The organism is Mucilaginibacter sp. OK283, assembly GCF_900110415.1.
Classification (GTDB): domain Bacteria; phylum Bacteroidota; class Bacteroidia; order Sphingobacteriales; family Sphingobacteriaceae; genus Mucilaginibacter.
Genome location: NZ_FODR01000013.1, coordinates 23,494 through 40,916, shown reverse-complemented (window position 1 = coordinate 40,916; position 17,423 = coordinate 23,494). Strand labels below are relative to the sequence as shown.

General features: G+C 45.6%; 15 protein-coding genes. 9 read left to right on the top strand and 6 right to left on the bottom strand.

What is annotated here, in order from left to right; translation table 11 throughout:
• Nucleotides 1-86 precede the first annotated feature (86 nt).
• Entirely contained in the window at nt 87-1,190 is a 1,104-nt protein-coding gene (locus BMX56_RS24255) for an NADH:flavin oxidoreductase (protein ID WP_090652292.1), read from the bottom strand.
• A gap of 27 nt (nt 1,191-1,217) precedes the next feature.
• Nucleotides 1,218-1,517, bottom strand: coding sequence for an ArsR/SmtB family transcription factor (locus BMX56_RS24250; RefSeq protein WP_090652291.1), 300 nt, complete (start codon nt 1,515-1,517; stop codon nt 1,218-1,220).
• Between the two features lie 187 nt (nt 1,518-1,704).
• Between BMX56_RS24250 and BMX56_RS24245 the strand changes: the two genes are divergently transcribed.
• Entirely contained in the window at nt 1,705-3,162 is a 1,458-nt protein-coding gene (locus tag BMX56_RS24245) for a serine hydrolase (protein ID WP_090652290.1), read from the top strand.
• Nucleotide 3,163: 1 nt separating this feature from the next.
• Nucleotides 3,164-4,108, top strand: coding sequence for a hypothetical protein (locus tag BMX56_RS24240; protein ID WP_090652289.1), 945 nt, complete (start codon nt 3,164-3,166; stop codon nt 4,106-4,108).
• Nucleotides 4,109-4,279: 171 nt separating this feature from the next.
• Here the strand turns inward: BMX56_RS24240 and BMX56_RS24235 are convergent, their stop codons facing one another.
• Together BMX56_RS24235 and BMX56_RS24230 are read right to left on the bottom strand one after the other, a co-directional pair.
• Nucleotides 4,280-5,449: an MFS transporter gene (locus BMX56_RS24235; RefSeq protein WP_090652288.1), complete on the bottom strand. Its 1,170-nt coding sequence runs from the start codon at nt 5,447-5,449 to the stop codon at nt 4,280-4,282.
• Nucleotides 5,450-5,455: 6 nt separating this feature from the next.
• Nucleotides 5,456-6,205: a DeoR/GlpR family DNA-binding transcription regulator gene (locus tag BMX56_RS24230; RefSeq protein ID WP_090652287.1), complete on the bottom strand. Its 750-nt coding sequence runs from the start codon at nt 6,203-6,205 to the stop codon at nt 5,456-5,458.
• A gap of 92 nt (nt 6,206-6,297) precedes the next feature.
• On the opposite strand from BMX56_RS24230, the gene BMX56_RS24225 reads away from it, so the two are divergent.
• Nucleotides 6,298-6,837, top strand: a complete 540-nt coding sequence (locus tag BMX56_RS24225) for a 5' nucleotidase, NT5C type (protein ID WP_090652286.1) — start codon at nt 6,298-6,300, stop codon at nt 6,835-6,837.
• 978 nt (nt 6,838-7,815) lie between these two features.
• Here BMX56_RS24225 and BMX56_RS24215 read toward each other — a convergent pair.
• On the bottom strand, nt 7,816-8,292 hold the full coding sequence (locus tag BMX56_RS24215) for a DUF6702 family protein (RefSeq protein ID WP_255369909.1): 477 nt from the start codon (nt 8,290-8,292) through the stop codon (nt 7,816-7,818).
• A 66-nt stretch (nt 8,293-8,358) separates the two neighbouring features.
• On the opposite strand from BMX56_RS24215, the gene BMX56_RS24210 reads away from it, so the two are divergent.
• The 3 genes from BMX56_RS24210 to BMX56_RS24200 all read left to right on the top strand — a co-directional run bounded on the left by BMX56_RS24210 (nt 8,359) and on the right by BMX56_RS24200 (nt 11,945).
• The gene (locus BMX56_RS24210) at nt 8,359-8,949 is read left to right on the top strand and encodes a HupE/UreJ family protein (protein WP_090652285.1); all 591 of its coding nucleotides are present in this window, start codon (nt 8,359-8,361) and stop codon (nt 8,947-8,949) included.
• Nucleotides 8,946-11,282 carry a M1 family metallopeptidase gene (locus BMX56_RS24205; RefSeq protein WP_090652284.1) on the top strand — a complete coding sequence of 779 codons (2,337 nt, stop codon included), beginning with the start codon at nt 8,946-8,948 and terminating at the stop codon, nt 11,280-11,282. The genes BMX56_RS24210 and BMX56_RS24205 overlap by 4 nt, the downstream gene beginning before the upstream one ends.
• A gap of 429 nt (nt 11,283-11,711) precedes the next feature.
• Nucleotides 11,712-11,945 (top strand): hypothetical protein, encoded by a 234-nt coding sequence (locus BMX56_RS24200; RefSeq protein ID WP_090652283.1) that lies wholly within the window; start codon nt 11,712-11,714, stop codon nt 11,943-11,945.
• Between the two features lie 310 nt (nt 11,946-12,255).
• Here BMX56_RS24200 and BMX56_RS24195 read toward each other — a convergent pair whose 3' ends face one another.
• Nucleotides 12,256-13,425: a hypothetical protein gene (locus BMX56_RS24195; RefSeq protein ID WP_090652444.1), complete on the bottom strand. Its 1,170-nt coding sequence runs from the start codon at nt 13,423-13,425 to the stop codon at nt 12,256-12,258.
• Nucleotides 13,426-13,829: 404 nt separating this feature from the next.
• Here BMX56_RS24195 and BMX56_RS24190 point away from each other — a divergent pair, with 404 nt between their 5' ends.
• The 3 genes from BMX56_RS24190 (at nt 13,830) to BMX56_RS24180 (ending at nt 17,398) form a co-directional block, all read left to right on the top strand.
• Complete coding sequence (locus BMX56_RS24190) at nt 13,830-14,486, top strand: hypothetical protein (protein ID WP_090652282.1); 657 nt, start codon at nt 13,830-13,832, stop codon at nt 14,484-14,486.
• Between the two features lie 297 nt (nt 14,487-14,783).
• Nucleotides 14,784-15,101, top strand: coding sequence for a hypothetical protein (locus tag BMX56_RS24185; RefSeq protein WP_090652281.1), 318 nt, complete (start codon nt 14,784-14,786; stop codon nt 15,099-15,101).
• 110 nt (nt 15,102-15,211) lie between these two features.
• Nucleotides 15,212-17,398, top strand: a complete 2,187-nt coding sequence (locus BMX56_RS24180; RefSeq protein WP_090652280.1) for a TonB-dependent receptor — start codon at nt 15,212-15,214, stop codon at nt 17,396-17,398.
• Nucleotides 17,399-17,423: the final 25 nt, after the last annotated feature.

Here is a 17,423-nt window from a genome sequence, read left to right as displayed (position 1 = left end):
CACACACTAAATCGATATGATAGGGCATAAACAATAACGGGCTACCCAAAGGATAGCCCGTTTTATAAAACCAGGTTAACCGGCGTTTACACCAATTGCGCCAAAGCTTCTTTGCTAAAACCTTTCAGCTCTTCGGTACGGTTATCGCGAATTTTTTGTGCCCAGTGCGGGTCGGCCAATAGGGGGCGGCCAACGGCTACCAGGTCAAAATCCCCACGGTCCATGCGGCGCAGCAATTCGTCTAACGAGCTTGGGTTTGAGCTTGCGCCACCAAAGGCAGCCAAAAACTCACCATCTAAACCAACAGAACCTACGGTAATGGTTGCTTTGCCCGTTACTTTTTTGGCCCAGCCGGCAAAGTTAAGGTCCGATCCTTCAAAATCGGTTTCCCAGAAACGGCGTTGCGAGCAATGGAAAATATCCACACCGGCATCGGCCATCGGGTTTAACCATGCTTCTAATTCCTGTGGGGTTTTTGCAAGCAGGTTGTTATAATCGGCAGGTTTCCATTGCGACAGGCGGATGATGATAGCAAAATCCTCGCCAACCTGTTTCCTTACTTCTTTAATTACTTCAACTGCAAAACGGCTACGTTCGGGCAGGGTTTTACCGCCGTAAACGTCGGTCCGTTGGTTAGTACCATCCCAAAAAAACTGGTCGATGAGGTAGCCGTGCGCACCATGAATTTCAACACAGTCAAAGCCTAATCTTTTGGCATCGGCGGCAGCACGGCCAAATGCGGCAATGGTATCGGCAATGTCAGCATCGGTCATGGTGGCGCCATTGGTATTGCCCGGCCTGTTTAAGCCGGATGGGCCTTCAAATGGCTGCGATGGCACCCAGCCTGAGCGGTGATTATCCATAATGCCCATATGCCAAATCTGTGGGCCCATAGCGCCGCCAGCGGCATGCACACCGTTAATCACATTTTGCCATCCGGTCAAAGCTTCGGTACCATAAAAGTGGGGGATGTTGGCATCGTTTGATGACGATATCCTATCGATAACTGTGCCTTCGGACAGTATCAAGCCCACTTCGCCTTCGGCGCGTTTGCGGTAATAAGCAGCAACGTCGGCAGTTGGTACACCGTTTGGCGAAAATGAGCGCGTCATGGGCGCCATTACAATGCGGTTTTTGATATTTAACGATTTCAGGCTAAACGGCCTGAACAAGGTGTTATTAGTGCTCATGTATAGTTTGTGTTTTGTAAATGCTTATTATAATTCCGATTCAATCAGTTTACTTAAGGTTGCAAAGGCTTCTTCGTTTCGTTTGTAGTAAGTCCACTGCCCAACACGGGTAGCCGTAACCAGCCCGGTGCGCTGCATTAGTGCCAGGTACTCTGATACGGTAGATTGTGTAAGCCCGGCCTTAGCCTGAATTTGACCAACGCAAACGCCGTTGGCAAACCCATATTCCTGCTGGGAGGGAAAATTTAGTTCGGGCTCTTTAAGCCATTGCAAAATTTGCAGCCGGGTTTTGTTTGATAGCGCCTTAAATATCTCTAACTGATCCATGGCACAAAGATATATCGACTTTTCCCGATATGTCAATTAATAATAGAGAGATGACATTGGCTTGATAGTTAATACCATTACATAATGTGCGTTTTTCTGTTTGATAAAATTTTATTCTGTTTATTTTTATAATACGGAATTAAATTTTGATATTTGAATTTATAAACATCTAAACCAAATAATTAGTATGAATACACTTTTTAAATTATTCGCTTTAATTTTACTGTTATTAACAACGTTAACCGGGTATGCCCAAAACAACACAAAAGAAAACATTGCCAAAGTTGAAAACGGTTTGTTTGCGCCTATCCAAATAGAGGGCGAAAAAAACTGGAATATATTGGATAGGATGGCCTTTTATAAAACGCCTGGGTTAAGTATAGCGGTTATTCAAAACTATCGGCTGGTTTGGGCAAAGGGCTATGGTTTTGCCAACGATAGTTCAAAAACGCCGGTTACCACGCAAACGCTTTTCCAGGCTGGTTCCATAAGTAAATCGTTAAACTCTGTTGGCGTACTTAAACTGGCGGAGGAAAAGAAAATCGATTTATATGCCGATATCAATATCTACCTAAAAAGCTGGAAGTTTCCATATGATAGCCTATCCAAAGGAAAAAAGATCACCATGGCAAACCTGTTGAGCCATACCGGTGGGATAAACCTGCAAGGCTTTGGAGGTTATCTGCCAGGCAAGCCACTGCCAACCATAGTGCAGGTTTTAAATGGCGAAAAGCCGGCCAACAGTCCCCGTATACGTTCTGCTTTTGAACCTGGATTACGACCTGAATATTCAGGCGGTGGGATTATCATTTCGCAGCAAATTGTAATGGATATCACCGGGCAGGATTATGCCGGTTACATGCAACAAGCGGTGCTAAAACCGTTGGGCATGAATAACAGCACCTTCAGCCAGCCTCCTGCCGCCGTTTATGAGGGCAAGCTGGCCACCGGTTATAATATAGTTGGCAACCCTATACCCGGAAGGTACCGTATTTTTCCGGAGCAAGCCGCCGCCGGCTTGTGGACGAATCCTACCGACCTGGCTAAATTTGTTATCGGAATGCAATTGGCTTACGAGGGTAAATCGGTTAAAGTTTTAACACAGCAAAGCGCCAGGCTGATGTTTACACCGTACCAAAATAAAATAGGAATAGCACTTGGTGCTTTTATTAATGTATTGGATAGTACAAAATATTTCACCCATCCGGGATCGACTGTAGGTTTTCAGAGTATTTATTATGGCAGCCTGCGGGGCGGCAATGGCGTAGTAGTGATGCTTAACAGTGGCAGCCAGCAATTGGCCACCGAGGTGGTAAATAGTGTGGCAAAGGTTTATGACTTTAAAGATCTGTACCATCCAAATATTAAAAAACGGATTTCTACGCCTGCTGCCGATGTATTACAAACCTATACCGGACAATTTCAGCTGGCACCCAACAGAGTTTTAACCATTTTATTTGAAGAAGGCCACTTTTATGTGAGGATGCAAGGCGAAATGAAGCGTGAACTATTGGCCGAGGCCCCAAACAAATTTTTCCTGCGCGACTTGCCTTATGAACTGGAATTTGCAAAGGATACCGATGGAAGTGTTAATTTGGTATTGTATGCCGATGGGCAAAAAGTACAAACCGAACGGGTGAAATAAAATGGAAAGGCAAGGGATCTGGTTAAAACATAGCGTGCACCGCTTTACATATTATACCATTTTTTTCTTTTTTATAACAAGTACTTCGTCATGTTTAAGTAACAGCAAAAAGAAAATAGCGCTGCCTAAAGGAGAAAGTCGCGCTGAATGGTGGCAGCGTATGCTTAACCGGGCAGAAAAAGATCATGAAATATATGGTGCTTTTGACGTATCTAAAGATACCATAATATTGCTAAGGCGTTCTGTTGGTATCGAGTTAAGTGCAGATAATAGTAAAACATGGAAGTGGTTAGGTAAAAAAATATTCCGCATAGATGAGTTTACAATTGATGATAAAGGAATATGGTGGGGATTGGAACGCTGGATGGGCATTCATGAACCAAGTTATTGCAGAATGCACTCCTCCAATGATGCTGGACAAACCTGGACAACATATGAGTTCAATACGAGTATCTTTTTTCCATTTCATATTAATTCAAAACCCCGCCAGCCACTTGAAGTAATTGATGGCTGGAGCAAAAAAGTTCATAGGCTCGTAGGTGGCGATGCCTCCCAAAACTGGCGGTTTATAAAACAACTGCCTGATAACGATAACGACATAACAGATCTGTCGGTGGGGAATTATTTTATCAGCAATGACAACGATCACAATAAACTTTATGTAAAAAGGCAAAACGGCAAAACAGATACTTTGATGAGCTTTACCAAAGCCTATAATATATATGAAATGGAGCTGAGCAAAAATACCATATATGTTGCTGGCCCGGATACCAGTGGCAAAAACTCCTATTTTGCAGTGATAAAAAATGAAAAGTTATTACATGAATTTACCATTCCCGGTGGCGATATCAATTTGATAAAAACGCAGTTTAACCATATTTATTTGACCAGCACCGATGGCGCATATCAATATAAAAATAATTCGGTAGTCAATATTTATAAATAAAATTCTTATCAACCCCAGGTTTTAAATGTTTAGCCGGCTCCCCGCAGCTTTGCGTTAAGGACAAAGTGGATACCGGCCTTGTGTGGGCATCGTGGGCTGGACGCGCCTAATGCCTGTGTAGTATGAACGGATGGCCTGGCCGCAGGCAACGCCCATAATATAGAAAGCTATCTACGCCAATTCCAGCTCCCTTTTCACCGCCGCCTGCCTTTTATACAGTGCCACCGCAAACAAAGCCCCGGTTACGGCCATTACAACCCCTACCAATTCGGGCGAGGTAAAGCCATAACCCATGGCAATAGGCAGGCCGCCAAGAAACGCGCCTAAGGCGTTGCCGGTGTTAAAAGCGGCCTGTGTGGCTGCAGCGCCCAGCATTTCGGCCCCTTTGGCGGTGCGGATCATAAGGATCTGGATAGGGGAGCCGATGGCCATAGACAGGCTGCCGGTTATAAATGTCATGACGAGCGACAACACCTGGTTGCCCGATACAAAATAGATGGTAGTGAGCGCCACGGCCATGCTGATGAGTAGTATTAAGCAGGCTTTTACAGGGGCAACCCAGTCGGCCAGTTTGCCGCCCATAAAATTGCCTATTACCATGCCAAGGCCGGCAATGATGAGCACCAGCGGTACCGTATCTTTCGAAAAATGGCTCACATCGGTCATGAGCGGGGCTATATAGCTGATCCAGCAGAACAGGCCGCCAGTGCCAATGGCGGTGATGAGTAAAATGAGCCAGGCCTCGCGGGTTTTAAAAAAGCCCAATTCGGATTTAATGTCGCCCTCACGGCTTACCGGTAAAGCCGGAAGCCAGAGCTGGATAAACAGTAGCGCCATCAGCCCGATAAAAGCGATAAGCCCAAACGTGTACCGCCACGAATAATGGTGACCGATATAGGTACCTAAGGGTACGCTTAGCAGGTTGGCAATGGTTAAACCGGCAAACATTACAGATATGGCCTGCGCTTGTTTACCTTTCTCGGCCAGGCGGCTTGCCACTACCGAGCCGACGCCAAAGAACGCGCCATGTGGCAAACCGGACAACAACCGGGCAATAAACAAGGCATTATGATCGGGCGCGAAAGCCGAGAACGCGTTGAAAACCGTGAACATGACCATTAAGGCGATCAGTATTTTTTTAGGTGGATAATTGCTGCTGATGGCCACCAGCAAAGGCGCGCCGATGACAACACCAAGGGCGTAGGCCGAGATAAGGTGCCCGGCCACGGGTATGCTCACCCGGAAATCTTTGGCGATATCGGGCAGCAGGCCCATCATTACAAATTCGGTGGTGCCTATGCCAAGGCCGCCAAGGGTAAGGGGAATTAAATTCTTTTTCAATGGGGGTTAAATTATGGTGATGCCTGCTTGCTTATAAGCGGTTAGCCTATCGTCGCTGGTTTCGGCATCGGTAACAATAATATCTATAGCTGTCGCGGGGCTGATGTAGTACGATTCGGCGGTATTTAATTTATCAATGGTGGATAGGGCGATGGTTTGGCCGGCCATTTCCATCATGGTACGTTTTACCTGTGCTTCATCGTGGTTTACAGTAGTGAGGCCCATGGTGGGGTGAATGCTGCAAACGCTCATGAGGCACAGGTCGGCACGGAAGTTTTTGAAAGTCTGGATGGTTTCGTAACCTATAGTGGTAAAAGCGGTTTTACAAAGCCGGCCGCCTGCAAATATCACTTCGGCCGTGGGATGATCTTCCAGCACACTCACTACCGGGAAGCTGTGGGTAACTACCGTGATCTTCATATCGGCAGGGATCAACTCGGCCAGTGCCTGGATGGAGGTACCGCCGTCGAGGAAAATTACCTGCCCTTCTTTTATAAATTGTAAGGCTTTGGAGGCTACAATACGTTTTTGTGCCATATCGTGCTTTTCCCTTGCCCGGAAGTGCCGCGGCGTAGGCGAATGTGCCACAGCCCCGCCGCGAACGGCTTTCAGCAAGCCCTGGTCCGACAGGATCTTGATATCGCGGCGGATGGTATCTTCAGATACATTGAGCGCGTTGCTGAGGTCCGTAAGTGATACGCTGCGCTGCCTTGCCACATGCGCCAATATTTGTTCTAAGCGTTCGTCCTTAATCATAGCTTAATTGCAATTTGTTGCAAACTTAAAAATAAAAAGTTGCAAAATATTGCAGAAAATGATTTTATTTGCGGAAAAATATTGCAAACCAAATGAAAAAAACGATAGCAATTGACATGGATGGCGTAATGGCCGATACCGAGCCCCATTTTTTTGACTACTATGAACAGGAAACCGGCATAAGGCTTACCCGGCAGGATATTGCAGGCATGACTGAGTACGATGCTTTTAAAGGCAAAGGCCATGGGATGGTGAATAAGCCCGGATTTTTCAGGACATTGCCGCTGATGGAAGGAGCGGTTGAAGCGGTAAAATCGTTAATGGAAGATTTTGACGTGTACATTGTATCGGCAGCCATGGAGTTCCCGCTGTCACTTCCCGAGAAGTATGAATGGCTTGCCGAGCACTTCCCGTTCATCCACTGGCGAAACATTGTTTTTTGCGGCGATAAAAGCATTATCAAGACCGACTTTTTAATTGACGACCACTGCAAAAACCTGGACTACTGCCACGGCAAGCCCATTATGTTTGATGCTTTCCACAATACCAACCTGCATCACCACCAAAGGGTTAATAGCTGGGCCGAGGTGCTGGAGTTGCTTGAAGGAGAACGGGAAAGAGTCAAGAATTAAGAATCAAGAGTTAAGTGGGGTAATTGATAAGTAGTGTGCTTTTGGCATTAAGATAGTCATGCTGAACTCGTTTCAGCACCCCACAGAGCAGGTAACCACCATGCTTTTATGCTATCCATGCCGCAGACTTAGGGTGTGAGGTGCTGAGATAAATTCAGCATGACAATAGGAGAATAAAGCACCCCCCTTTTTCATTTATTAAACTACTTTAATTTTATTGCGGCTAAGCCTCAGTTCCTTTGTATCACATTAAACGTAAACATCGCCAGAAGAAACCATTAAACAATACGTAGCCTCGTGGAACGTACAAGGCGAGGACGACATTAAAGCGGCATTCACAAAATGTTGGGCTGCGGGAGCTATTTACACCGATCCTAACTATGAAAATGTAACCGGGGTTGACGGCATTGCCGCGCTGTGCCTAGGGTCACACCAGTTAGCGCCAGGTCGCATCTTTCACGTACACACCCTGCCCGAGCATCACCATAATGTTGCCCTTTATACCTGAACGGTTGATATCCCCGGTAAAGAAACCAAAGGCGGTACCGATTATATTGAATTTGACGCGGAGGGTAAAATAGCAAGATTGGTAAGCTTTTTTCCGCCGTTGCAGTAGGGGGGGCACGGTGGAGAAAACTCACCCGACGAGGCTGCGCCCGTCACCCTCTCTTCGGCTCCGCCGGAAAGAGGGGCTTGAAGATTTGGTATGTCTACATTGCTGATTAATAGTTAATTAAATTTCAAGCCCTCTTTTCACCGCAAGGTGAAGAGAGGGTGCCGCGCGTAGCGCCGGCGGGTGAGTCTTAGCCAGCGTTCAAGCCGATATTTGTTTGTATATTAATATATCATGGGTAGTTAAAAAGCATCTACTCTACGCCTTACATAGTTTGCGCACAGATGCTTCGTACCTCAACATTGACAGGTGGCTTTTGTTATGATTAAAAATAATCTCCATATCTGAAATCTATAATCTGCACATCAAAAAATAAACCCCGCATCACTATCCGGGTTATCCAGTTTATCGCTCTTGCGCTCGCCGCCTACGGTTACGTGCAGCATGTTTATTTGTTGGGGGTGTTCGGTATAAAGCAAATCGTCATGCACATCAACCTTTTTGGGTTTGATGATGCCTTTGGCTTCAAAGTAAACCCAGGCGCCATCTTCCTGTATTTCGTAGCCCAGGTAGGTTAGGGCAATAACTTTATTATCGGCTTTTATTGCCAGGTGCTTTTTGATGTAGTCGTTCAGCATATCGTTCAGTTTAGCCTTGTCTTTGGGGTGAACGATATCAACCGGGGTTTTGTATTGCTTTTCTATGGTGCGCTCCAGGTCGTCGTAAAAAATGCGGCAGCTTACCTCAACGCTTTGGGTTTTGGCGTTGTGGGTAATTTCGGTAACGCTTACAAAAAAGGGGTGGAATAAGCTGAACAGGCTTATCATCATCAACTGTAACATCTCTCGCTCGGGTGTTTTATTTTCGACAAAAAACGTTATTTTTATTGGCAATTGCGAATTAGCTCAATGACTGACTTTTCATTATACTTCCAGTTAGGATGGCAACACATCTGTAACTGGGAGGGGTATGACCATATTTTATTCGTCGCCGTGCTTTGCGGTACCTACCTGCTGGCCGACTGGCGCAAGGTACTTGTACTCGTTACCGCCTTCACTATCGGTCATTCTATCACGCTGGTTTTAAGCGTGTTAAATGTTATTCATGTCAACACTTCGCTTATTGAGTTTTTAATTCCTGTAACTATTGTATTTACCAGTTTGGTTAATGTGCTTAATAAAAAGCGCACCACCAACACTATGCTGCTTAACTATGCGCTGGCCTTATTTTTCGGCCTTATCCATGGCATGGGCTTTTCAAATTACTTAAAAAGCTTGCTGGGCAGTAGTACCAATATCACTGGCCAACTGCTCGCTTTTAACCTTGGGCTGGAGTTTGGGCAGGTATTAATTGTAATATCTGCGTTACTTATCTCATTCCTGCTCGTCAAATTTGCCAAAACACCACAGCGCGACTGGACGATGTTCCTGTCGTCGGCCATATTTGGAATTGCTTTTATTATGTGTATCGAACGTTTTTTCCTAATTAAATTCAGATGAATAAATTTTACCCTGCCCTATTTTCATGCCTCATGCTGGCCTCGGCATCATGGGCACAACACGACAACAATCCCGGCTCAAACCACGGTAACCGTTTCGAGCAGCTGGGTACCATGCTAAGCACCCCAAACAGCTACCGTTCGGCATCTGGTGCGCCGGGCCCCAAGTATTGGCAACAAAAAGCCGATTACGAAATTAACGCCACGCTCAACGACGATAAGCAGCGTTTGGATGGATCGGAAATTATTACCTACAGTAACAACTCGCCCGATGCGCTTACTTACCTGTGGGTTCAGCTGGATGAAAACCAGCACATGAAGGATGCCGAAAGCTTTACTACTGCCGAAAGCAAAATGCAGGGCAAAATGACCATGCGCCAGCTACAAGGCGTTATGGGCCACAACCTTGATTTGGGTAACCACATCGAGAGCGTAAAAGATGCAAATGGCGGTACTCTTACGTATACCATTAACGAAACGATGATGCGTATTGAGTTGCCGACCACATTGGCACCGGGCGCAAAATTCAAGTTTAAAATTAACTGGTGGTACAATATATCTGATAGAATGACCATCGGCGGCCGCGGCGGGTACGAGTACTTTGCCGAGGATAACAACTACCTATACACGATGACGCAGTGGTACCCAAGGATGGCCGTTTACAGCGATTTCCAGGGATGGCAAAACAAACAGTTTTTGGGCAGCGGCGAGTTTGCCTTAACTTTTGGCGATTTTAAAGTGAACATTAATGTACCTGCCGATCATTTGGTAGGCGGTACAGGCCAGTGTTCCAACTATGCCCAAAACCTTACCGGCGCGCAGCTAAGCCGCTGGAACAAGGCACAAACAGCAGCCACGCCTGTGCAGATAGTTACTTTGGATGAAGTTAAAAACGCCATGAAAGGTCATGCAGCAGCACGCAAAACATGGAGTTTCCATGCCGAAAATGTGCGCGATTTTGCATGGGTATCATCACGCCGTATTGTTTGGGATGCCATGAGCGCCCAGATTGAGGGCGGCCGTAAAGCGATGGCCATGTCATACTACGGCCCCGAGGCTTACCCGCTGTACAGTAAATACTCTACCAAAGTGGTTGCGCATACCATCAAAACATATTCAAAACATACCATCCCGTACCCTTACCCGGTGGCTATTTCGGTTGAGGCGGCAAACGGTATGGAGTACCCAATGATTTGCTTTAACTACGGCCGTGCCGAAAAGGATGGTACTTACAGCGAGGCCACCAAAAACGGGATGATAGGCGTAATTATCCATGAGGTTGGCCACAACTTTTTCCCGATGATCGTGAACTCGGATGAGCGCCAGTGGACCTGGATGGACGAAGGCCTGAACACTTTTGTACAGTACTTAACCGAGCAGGAGTGGGACTCTAAATACCCATCGTCACGCGGTCCGGCCTATAAAATTGTTGATTACATGAAAATGCCGAAGAACCAGCTGGAGCCTATCATGACCAACTCTGAAAATATTATCATGTTTGGCCCCAACGCTTACGCCAAACCGGCCACCGCGCTTAACGTGCTGCGCGAGACCGTAATGGGCCGCGAGTTGTTTGATTATGCCTTTAAAACTTACGCCAAACGCTGGGCCTTTAAACACCCTACGCCCGAAGACTTGTTCCGCACCATGGAAGATGCATCGGCTGTTGATTTGGATTGGTTTTGGCGCGGCTGGTTTTACGGAACCGAGCCAGTGGATGTATCGCTTGATAGCGTGAAATATTACAAATTAAACAGTAAAAACCCCGCCCTTGAAGGCGCTACCGACCGTGCCGCGTATGACCATAATATGGAAAATATCAGCACCACCCGCAACAAAGCGGCTGGTATGCAAACGACCGTAGAGGCTGATACTTCCCTGCAGGATTTTTACAGCAAATGGGACCGTTTTGCCCCAACGCCTTTAACCGCTAAAGCTTACCAGGATATGTATGCCGGCTTAAGCCCTGACGAAAAGAAATTTTACGACAGCAAAACCAATTTTTACGAGCTTACCTTCAGCAACAAAGGCGGCCTGGTAAGCCCAATCATTATTGAGTGGACTTACACCGATGGCACCAAAGAAGTTGACAAACTGCCCGCCTACATCTGGCGCAAAAACGAGTTTAAAGTAAGCAAGGTATTTGCCAAAGCCAAAGAAGTAAAATCTATCAAGCTTGACCCATACCGCGAAACCGCCGACATTGACGAAGCCAACAACAGCTGGCCACGCGAATACGCCCCAACAAGGTTTGAACTGTTTAAACAGCAGGTATTACCACGGGGGGCCACATCGGGCAGTAACCCGATGCAGGATGCCAGGAAAACGAATTAATATAATGAAGCCCCCGATGATGAGTTGGGGGCTTTGAACAAGTCCCGTTAAATCGGAGAAAAAAAGAGGGGTTGTGTCATAAATCATGCCCCCCCCCTTTTCCTTGCCCTATAGGAGCAAACGACATAGCTTTGATTCGTACAAACGATTCTCAGAGCGTCAAATTGACTTTTTTAGCCTCAAATACTGAGGGGACTTTTTCAGTGCTCTCATGATGAGTTGGGGCTTTTTTTATTGGGTGTAATGTGATAGATTTATTTGAAATTTATCGTATAATCGTAGCTGTCCGTTATAACGTAAATGATGACAATAATAAGGTCGAAATAGATGGGACACAAAAAGGTTTGTTTATCATGCAGGCTATGCTTCAATAAAGATTTCGCTTATAACAGTGAACAAAAATATCCCTGCCCCCATTGTGGAATACCGATGAGACTTTTAAACCAGCGTTTTAGGCCGCCGAAAAAAGCTGACAAAAAAGGCTGGCAGCTGGTTGTGTTTTTAATTGAAACCGGATTTCCGTTTCAACATATTTATCAGATAGGTAAAAATGAGTATTTTAAAACCCCTTACGACAACTATATTCCCTACCCTAAGAATTTAAGAGATGCGAAGGAATTTGTCGAAAAATATAAAAGTCATATTCAAAAAGCTCAAACTTAATATTTTCCAATTCGGGAAATGATTTGGAATTTCTTTGTGTCGCCTTTGATCTCCCGATTATTTATTTTTTTGATCCCAAACCCCTGCTAATTATAGCACCTCCTAAAAGTCCGCATAGCGGACGGCCCATATATTAGCAACGGGTTTCAACCCGTTGATTAGGAATACCGTAAATGAATAGTTCCGTAGGAACGATCCATTTATATGCGCCAACCTACGGTTCGCTTTAATTTTCGTTTGTTTTTTTCAACGTGTTTCAACCCGTTGCTACAAAATGGGTCAGGGCTATGCCCTTAATGAGTTGAAGCCCCTACAACTCATACGACGATTTCCTGCTCACCTCACTCACCAATTCCTTAATCAATTCCCGCCCGCTTTTCCAGCGTTTTAAGCGGTTGGTTTGTTGAATATCCAGCCTGGTTTTAATTTCATTGTCGGGTTGGTAGTAGTCCTGCATTATGGCTTTCATGGCATCGTGTATATCAGCTGCATTGCCGTTTAGCAAAAACTCTGGTTTTGTTTTCACCAGGTCGGCAAGGGCATCGGCCATGCTGGTGGCGTAGTAGGGGCAGTCCCAGTCATGGCGGTAGGGGTTATCGCCTTTGATATTTACCTTTTGTAAAGGGTGCGAAAGGTCTTCCACTATCTCGGCTATCGCGTCGCCAAATACGTGCGAATATTCGGCAATAAAATGGTTCCACCAGCGCGGGTGATGGGGAAGGTCTTTAAGCAGGGTATCGCAAACCATTACACGGTGGGGGAAGTCGGGGTTTGCAGGGTCCATGATCACCAGCGATGTTCCAAAATGTCCCTCTTCCAGCGAATGCCTGCTGTAGATCACAAAAAATTGGGGCTGGGTTTCGCCTGCTTCATGCATTTGGGCTGTAAGCTCTTTTACATCATGTAAACGATCTTCCAAAAATCCACGCTCAAAAAGCACGTGCAAGTTGCCTGCCGACTTTGCCATGCAGTGCCTGCTATGTTCATCAAAAACGTTCCCGTTTGCCGGGCGACTGCTAAAATGATTGCCGCTGTTATACCTGATTTCTTCCGATCCCTCGGGATAGGTGCCGATATCCGCCGTGTCGCCAGCCTCGGTTTGCTTGTTGGGATGAACCGAGCGGAACGGCACATGCATACGTTCGCTGTCCATCCTGCGGGCAAGGTTATAAATGCGCTGTTCCGTGGGCGCCAATAAAGGGTCGCCGCTTATCGGGTCAAAGTAAACAGCCCGTGCACGCCGTCCCAGGTGGCAGGCGATGGAACGATTGGTTAATAATTGCTGTATAGGGTGCCGCGTATTCAAAAATAAATCGCGCAGCGCGTCATTTGCTAAATAATCGTCTAATGGCTGATCAAACTGCAGCAGCGTTTTATCCTCGTGGTTATGCACCCATGCACGCAAAAAATTGTGCACTTCCACCTCAAAGCTGCGGTTGGCAGCTTCTGCTATCTCCTTAATACAAGTGCGTTGTTTCATAAACTCCATGGGGGCAACAGTATCGCGGTGAAAAGCACGATGAAGGCCAAAAGATACTCATAAATTATAGGATTCTTTTGTCTGAACCGGAATTTATCGAATTAAAGAATTAACAGAATTTTTTGTCTGAATCGGAATTTTCAGAATAGTGAATTAACAGAATTTAAAAAGCAAATTCGAGAAATTCTTAAAATTCGTTTAATTCCGGTTCCGACAAATGCATTAGCGATAGTAGCGGATACCGGCCCGCGCCTAATGCCATGTGCGCGTATGAGCGAATAGCGCGGCCCGCAGGGAATGCCATCATTAGGTCTTTGATGATGTCCCCTTAATATTTTAATAACCATTAATGCTGGTTAGCGCTTTTATTTTTTTCTTATATTGTCTTCACCAAATAAAACCCTATGCCACAGCACGCAAAAAACAAAATTGTACCCAAACACGATGGCGAGAAACTGGAGATTTACACCGTGCGCGACTGGAAAGAATATGTAGGCGAATCGCTGCTGATTGTGTTCAGCGTATTTTTGGGATTGTTTTTTACCGAGTTTATCAATAGCCGGCACGAAAAAAAAGAAACACAGGAACTGGTAAACAACATCAGGGCCGAGTTGATTAAAAACAAACAATTTACTGTTGAGCAATACGCCTACGATCAGCAGGTTTTGAAATCGATAGATTCGGCTTTGGCCGATCCGAAATTGCAGGCCAGGATTGTAACTAACGATGAGTTTCATTTGAACTACATTGCCCCTGCCGGGGTTTTATACCGCTACCTTGATAATGTTGCCTGGGATGTGGCCAAAGGGCATAACATTCTTTCGAAGATAACATTTAAGCAAGCCGCCCTGCTTACCCGCATTTATGACGAGCAGGCCCGGATTATGAAGGTGGAAGATGAAGTAGCCAAAGTGATGTTTGATCCGCAAGCGCGTAAAACGCCCAACGCACATGCCACGCTTATGCTGATAAAAGATAATTACCACGCCTGGGCAGTGGATAGGGTACCAGGCCTGCTAAAACAGTACGACGAAGCCATTGAATTGCTAAAGGAGGATTGATAAAAAGCGTTACCGGTTTTCGGTTTTTATTCGTGGTCTGCAAAAAGGTAGTTTCTACGAGCAATGCTATTAAAATAAGAGAAGCAGAAATTGAGAAATAATATCGAACACTGAATTTCGAATATCCAACACCGAAGTTTTTCCTTCATTATTCGAAATTGGGCATCGGGTGTTCGATATTAAATTGGCCTTAACTTTTAACTTAATAGCATTACTCTACGAGGCAGCTTAACAGGGTATTATTTCCTTGCCCCTTTATAACTGAACTTTTAACTTAAATCTTATACCTTTGCCCCTGTGAAATTCCTTTGCTACCTATCGGCCATTATTGTGCTGCTGCTTACAGCTAAGCCTTGTTGTGCCGATAATGATTGTAGCATTAAAAACACTGCCGCAAAAAACGCCCCATCCAAATCGTCATCTAAAGAAAAAGATTGCCAGGGTTGTTCGCCATTTTTTGCGTGTGGCGCATGTACCGGGTTTATCGTTGCCAAAGCGGTTGATCACAGTCCGTTTTTATTGCCCGAAACGCATGTTAAGCATGTTATTGCTTATCATCGCCCACACCCCGAAGATGTTGCCCTTTCCATTTGGCAACCACCCCAGATAAGTTAATACAACTCACCATTACAGCTAAGCAGCTGGTTATTGTATTACATAGAGTCTATTAGCTTTAAGCTTTGTGTATTCTGCTTTTAGCCTCTACATAACTAATTAACTTATTTATGAAAAAAATTACAGTGCTTTTTACAGCACTTTTATATACCGCTACGGCGTATGCCCAGGATACGTTTAAAGCTATTATTAAAGATGCTAAAACTAACGAAACCCTTATTGGCGCAATAGCATTACTACAGGGAACTAATAAAGGGGCTACTGCTGATGCCGCGGGCCTTATTATATTAACCGACATACCCCCGGGTAAGCAGTTTATCCGCTTTAGTTATATAGGGTATGAAACCCGGCTGGATACATTAACTTTCCCGTTGACCCAAACAGAACCAATAACCATATTGTTGGAACCTAAAGGAAAGGGCGATGGCGAGGAGTTGGGCGAGGTTACTGTTTCATCCACCCGAAGCAGCCGTACTATTGCCAATATTCCTACCCGGGTGGAGGTGATATCGGGCGAAGAACTGGACGAAAAGGCCAACATGAAACCCGGCGATATCCGGATGATGCTGGCCGAAAGCACGGGTATCCAAACACAGCAAACATCGGCGACCAGCAACAATTCCAGCATCCGCATCCAGGGGCTCGATGGCAAGTACACCCAAATTATACGGGACGGTTTCCCGCTGTACTCCGGCTTTTCGGGCGGTTTGGGTTTGCTGCAGATAGCGCCGCTCGATTTAAAACAGGTGGAGGTCATTAAAGGTTCATCGTCAACCCTGTATGGCGGCGGCGCCATAGCGGGCCTGGTTAACTTAATATCTAAAACGCCAACAGATCAAAGGCAGCTCAACTTCCTTTTAAACGGCACATCGGCATTTGGTTTGGATGCCAGCGGTTTTTACTCGCAGAAGTTTAAAAAGGTGGGCGCCACCATATTTGCGGCCTACAATCATGGTACGGCTTACGACCCGGCCCATATAGATTTAACGGCCATCCCTAAGTACAATCGTTTTACACTCAACCCTAAATTATTTTTTTACCTTGACGATAAAACCACGCTGATAACAGGTATCAACAGCACTATTGAAAACCGCATAGGCGGCGACCTGCATTATATTGAGGGCGATGGCAATGCGCAGCATAGTTATTTTGAAAAAAACAAAACGGGCAGGTACAGCACGCAACTGGAGCTTGACCGCAACCTGAGCGATAAAGAAAAACTGGTGGTTAAAAATAGCGTAAGCTATTTTGACAGGGCTATTGACCTGCCTGGCTACCGCTTTTCGGGCCTGCAGTTTTCTACGTATAGCGAGGCCACTTATTCGCGTAAAACCGAAGGGTCTGATTGGGTTGCCGGGCTAAATTATCTTTCAGAAAAATTTAGTGAGGATCATAACAGTAGTTTCGCGCTCCGGGACTATAGTTACAATACCATCGGCGGCTTTATACAAAACACCTGGGATGCTACCCAAAAGCTAACGGTTGAAAGTGGCCTGCGCGGCGACTATCACAACAGGTACGGCTTTTTTATCCTGCCCCGTATATCGGCTTTGCTGAAGATCAACTCCCATTTTTCGACGCGTTTAGGAGGCGGGCTTGGTTATAAAGCACCTACGGTGTTTACCGAGGATGCCGAACGCATTCAGTTTAGGAACGTGTTGCCTATTGATGTTAAAAACACCACAGCCGAGCGCTCATATGGCGCCAGCTATGACCTTAATTACCGTACAGGTTTATTTGATGATAAGGTGAGCTTTAGCATCAATCAATTGTTTTTTTATACCCGGATAGAGAAACCTATCCTGCTTGCTTCGCTGCCGGATGGTAACCTCCAATACCAGCAACCCCGCGGCGATCTGAACACAAAGGGACTGGAAACCAATGTAAAGCTAACCTATGCCGATTTTAAGCTTTTTATAGGCTATACGCTGGCAGATGTAACACAGCATACAGGCAACAACATTACCACATATCCTTTGGTATCCAAACACAGGCTGAATAATGTGTTGGTGTATGAGCTGGAGAATAAGTTGAAAATTGGTTTGGAAGCTTACTATTTTAGTCCGCAACATTTAAATGATGGCAGCAGCGGCAGGGGCTACTGGACAACCGGATTGATGGCTGAGAAGATATGGGAACGTTTTTCGTTATTTATCAACTTTGAAAACCTGACCGATACCCGGCAAACCAAATTTGACTCCATTTATACCGGCAGTATTACCAACCCGGTATTTAAGGATATTTATGCGCCGTTGGATGGTTTTGTTGTGAATGGAGGGATAAAGATAAGGTTGTAATAATATTTTGCGGTGGTAATCGTTT

Excerpts from the sequence above, each read along its gene's own strand:
- BMX56_RS24255 (WP_090652292.1), bottom strand. The coding sequence starts at position 1,190 with ATGAGCACTAATAACACCTTGTTCAGGCCGTTTAGCCTGAAATCGTTA.
- BMX56_RS24250 (WP_090652291.1), bottom strand. The coding sequence starts at position 1,517 with ATGGATCAGTTAGAGATATTTAAGGCGCTATCAAACAAAACCCGGCTG.
- BMX56_RS24245 (WP_090652290.1), top strand. The coding sequence starts at position 1,705 with ATGAATACACTTTTTAAATTATTCGCTTTAATTTTACTGTTATTAACA.
- BMX56_RS24240 (WP_090652289.1), top strand. The coding sequence starts at position 3,164 with ATGGAAAGGCAAGGGATCTGGTTAAAACATAGCGTGCACCGCTTTACA.
- BMX56_RS24230 (WP_090652287.1), bottom strand. The coding sequence starts at position 6,205 with ATGATTAAGGACGAACGCTTAGAACAAATATTGGCGCATGTGGCAAGG.
- BMX56_RS24225 (WP_090652286.1), top strand. The coding sequence starts at position 6,298 with ATGAAAAAAACGATAGCAATTGACATGGATGGCGTAATGGCCGATACC.
- BMX56_RS24215 (WP_255369909.1), bottom strand. The coding sequence starts at position 8,292 with ATGTTACAGTTGATGATGATAAGCCTGTTCAGCTTATTCCACCCCTTT.
- BMX56_RS24210 (WP_090652285.1), top strand. The coding sequence starts at position 8,359 with ATGACTGACTTTTCATTATACTTCCAGTTAGGATGGCAACACATCTGT.
- BMX56_RS24205 (WP_090652284.1), top strand. The coding sequence starts at position 8,946 with ATGAATAAATTTTACCCTGCCCTATTTTCATGCCTCATGCTGGCCTCG.
- BMX56_RS24200 (WP_090652283.1), top strand. The coding sequence starts at position 11,712 with ATGAGACTTTTAAACCAGCGTTTTAGGCCGCCGAAAAAAGCTGACAAA.
- BMX56_RS24195 (WP_090652444.1), bottom strand. The coding sequence starts at position 13,425 with ATGAAACAACGCACTTGTATTAAGGAGATAGCAGAAGCTGCCAACCGC.
- BMX56_RS24190 (WP_090652282.1), top strand. The coding sequence starts at position 13,830 with ATGCCACAGCACGCAAAAAACAAAATTGTACCCAAACACGATGGCGAG.
- BMX56_RS24180 (WP_090652280.1), top strand. The coding sequence starts at position 15,212 with ATGAAAAAAATTACAGTGCTTTTTACAGCACTTTTATATACCGCTACG.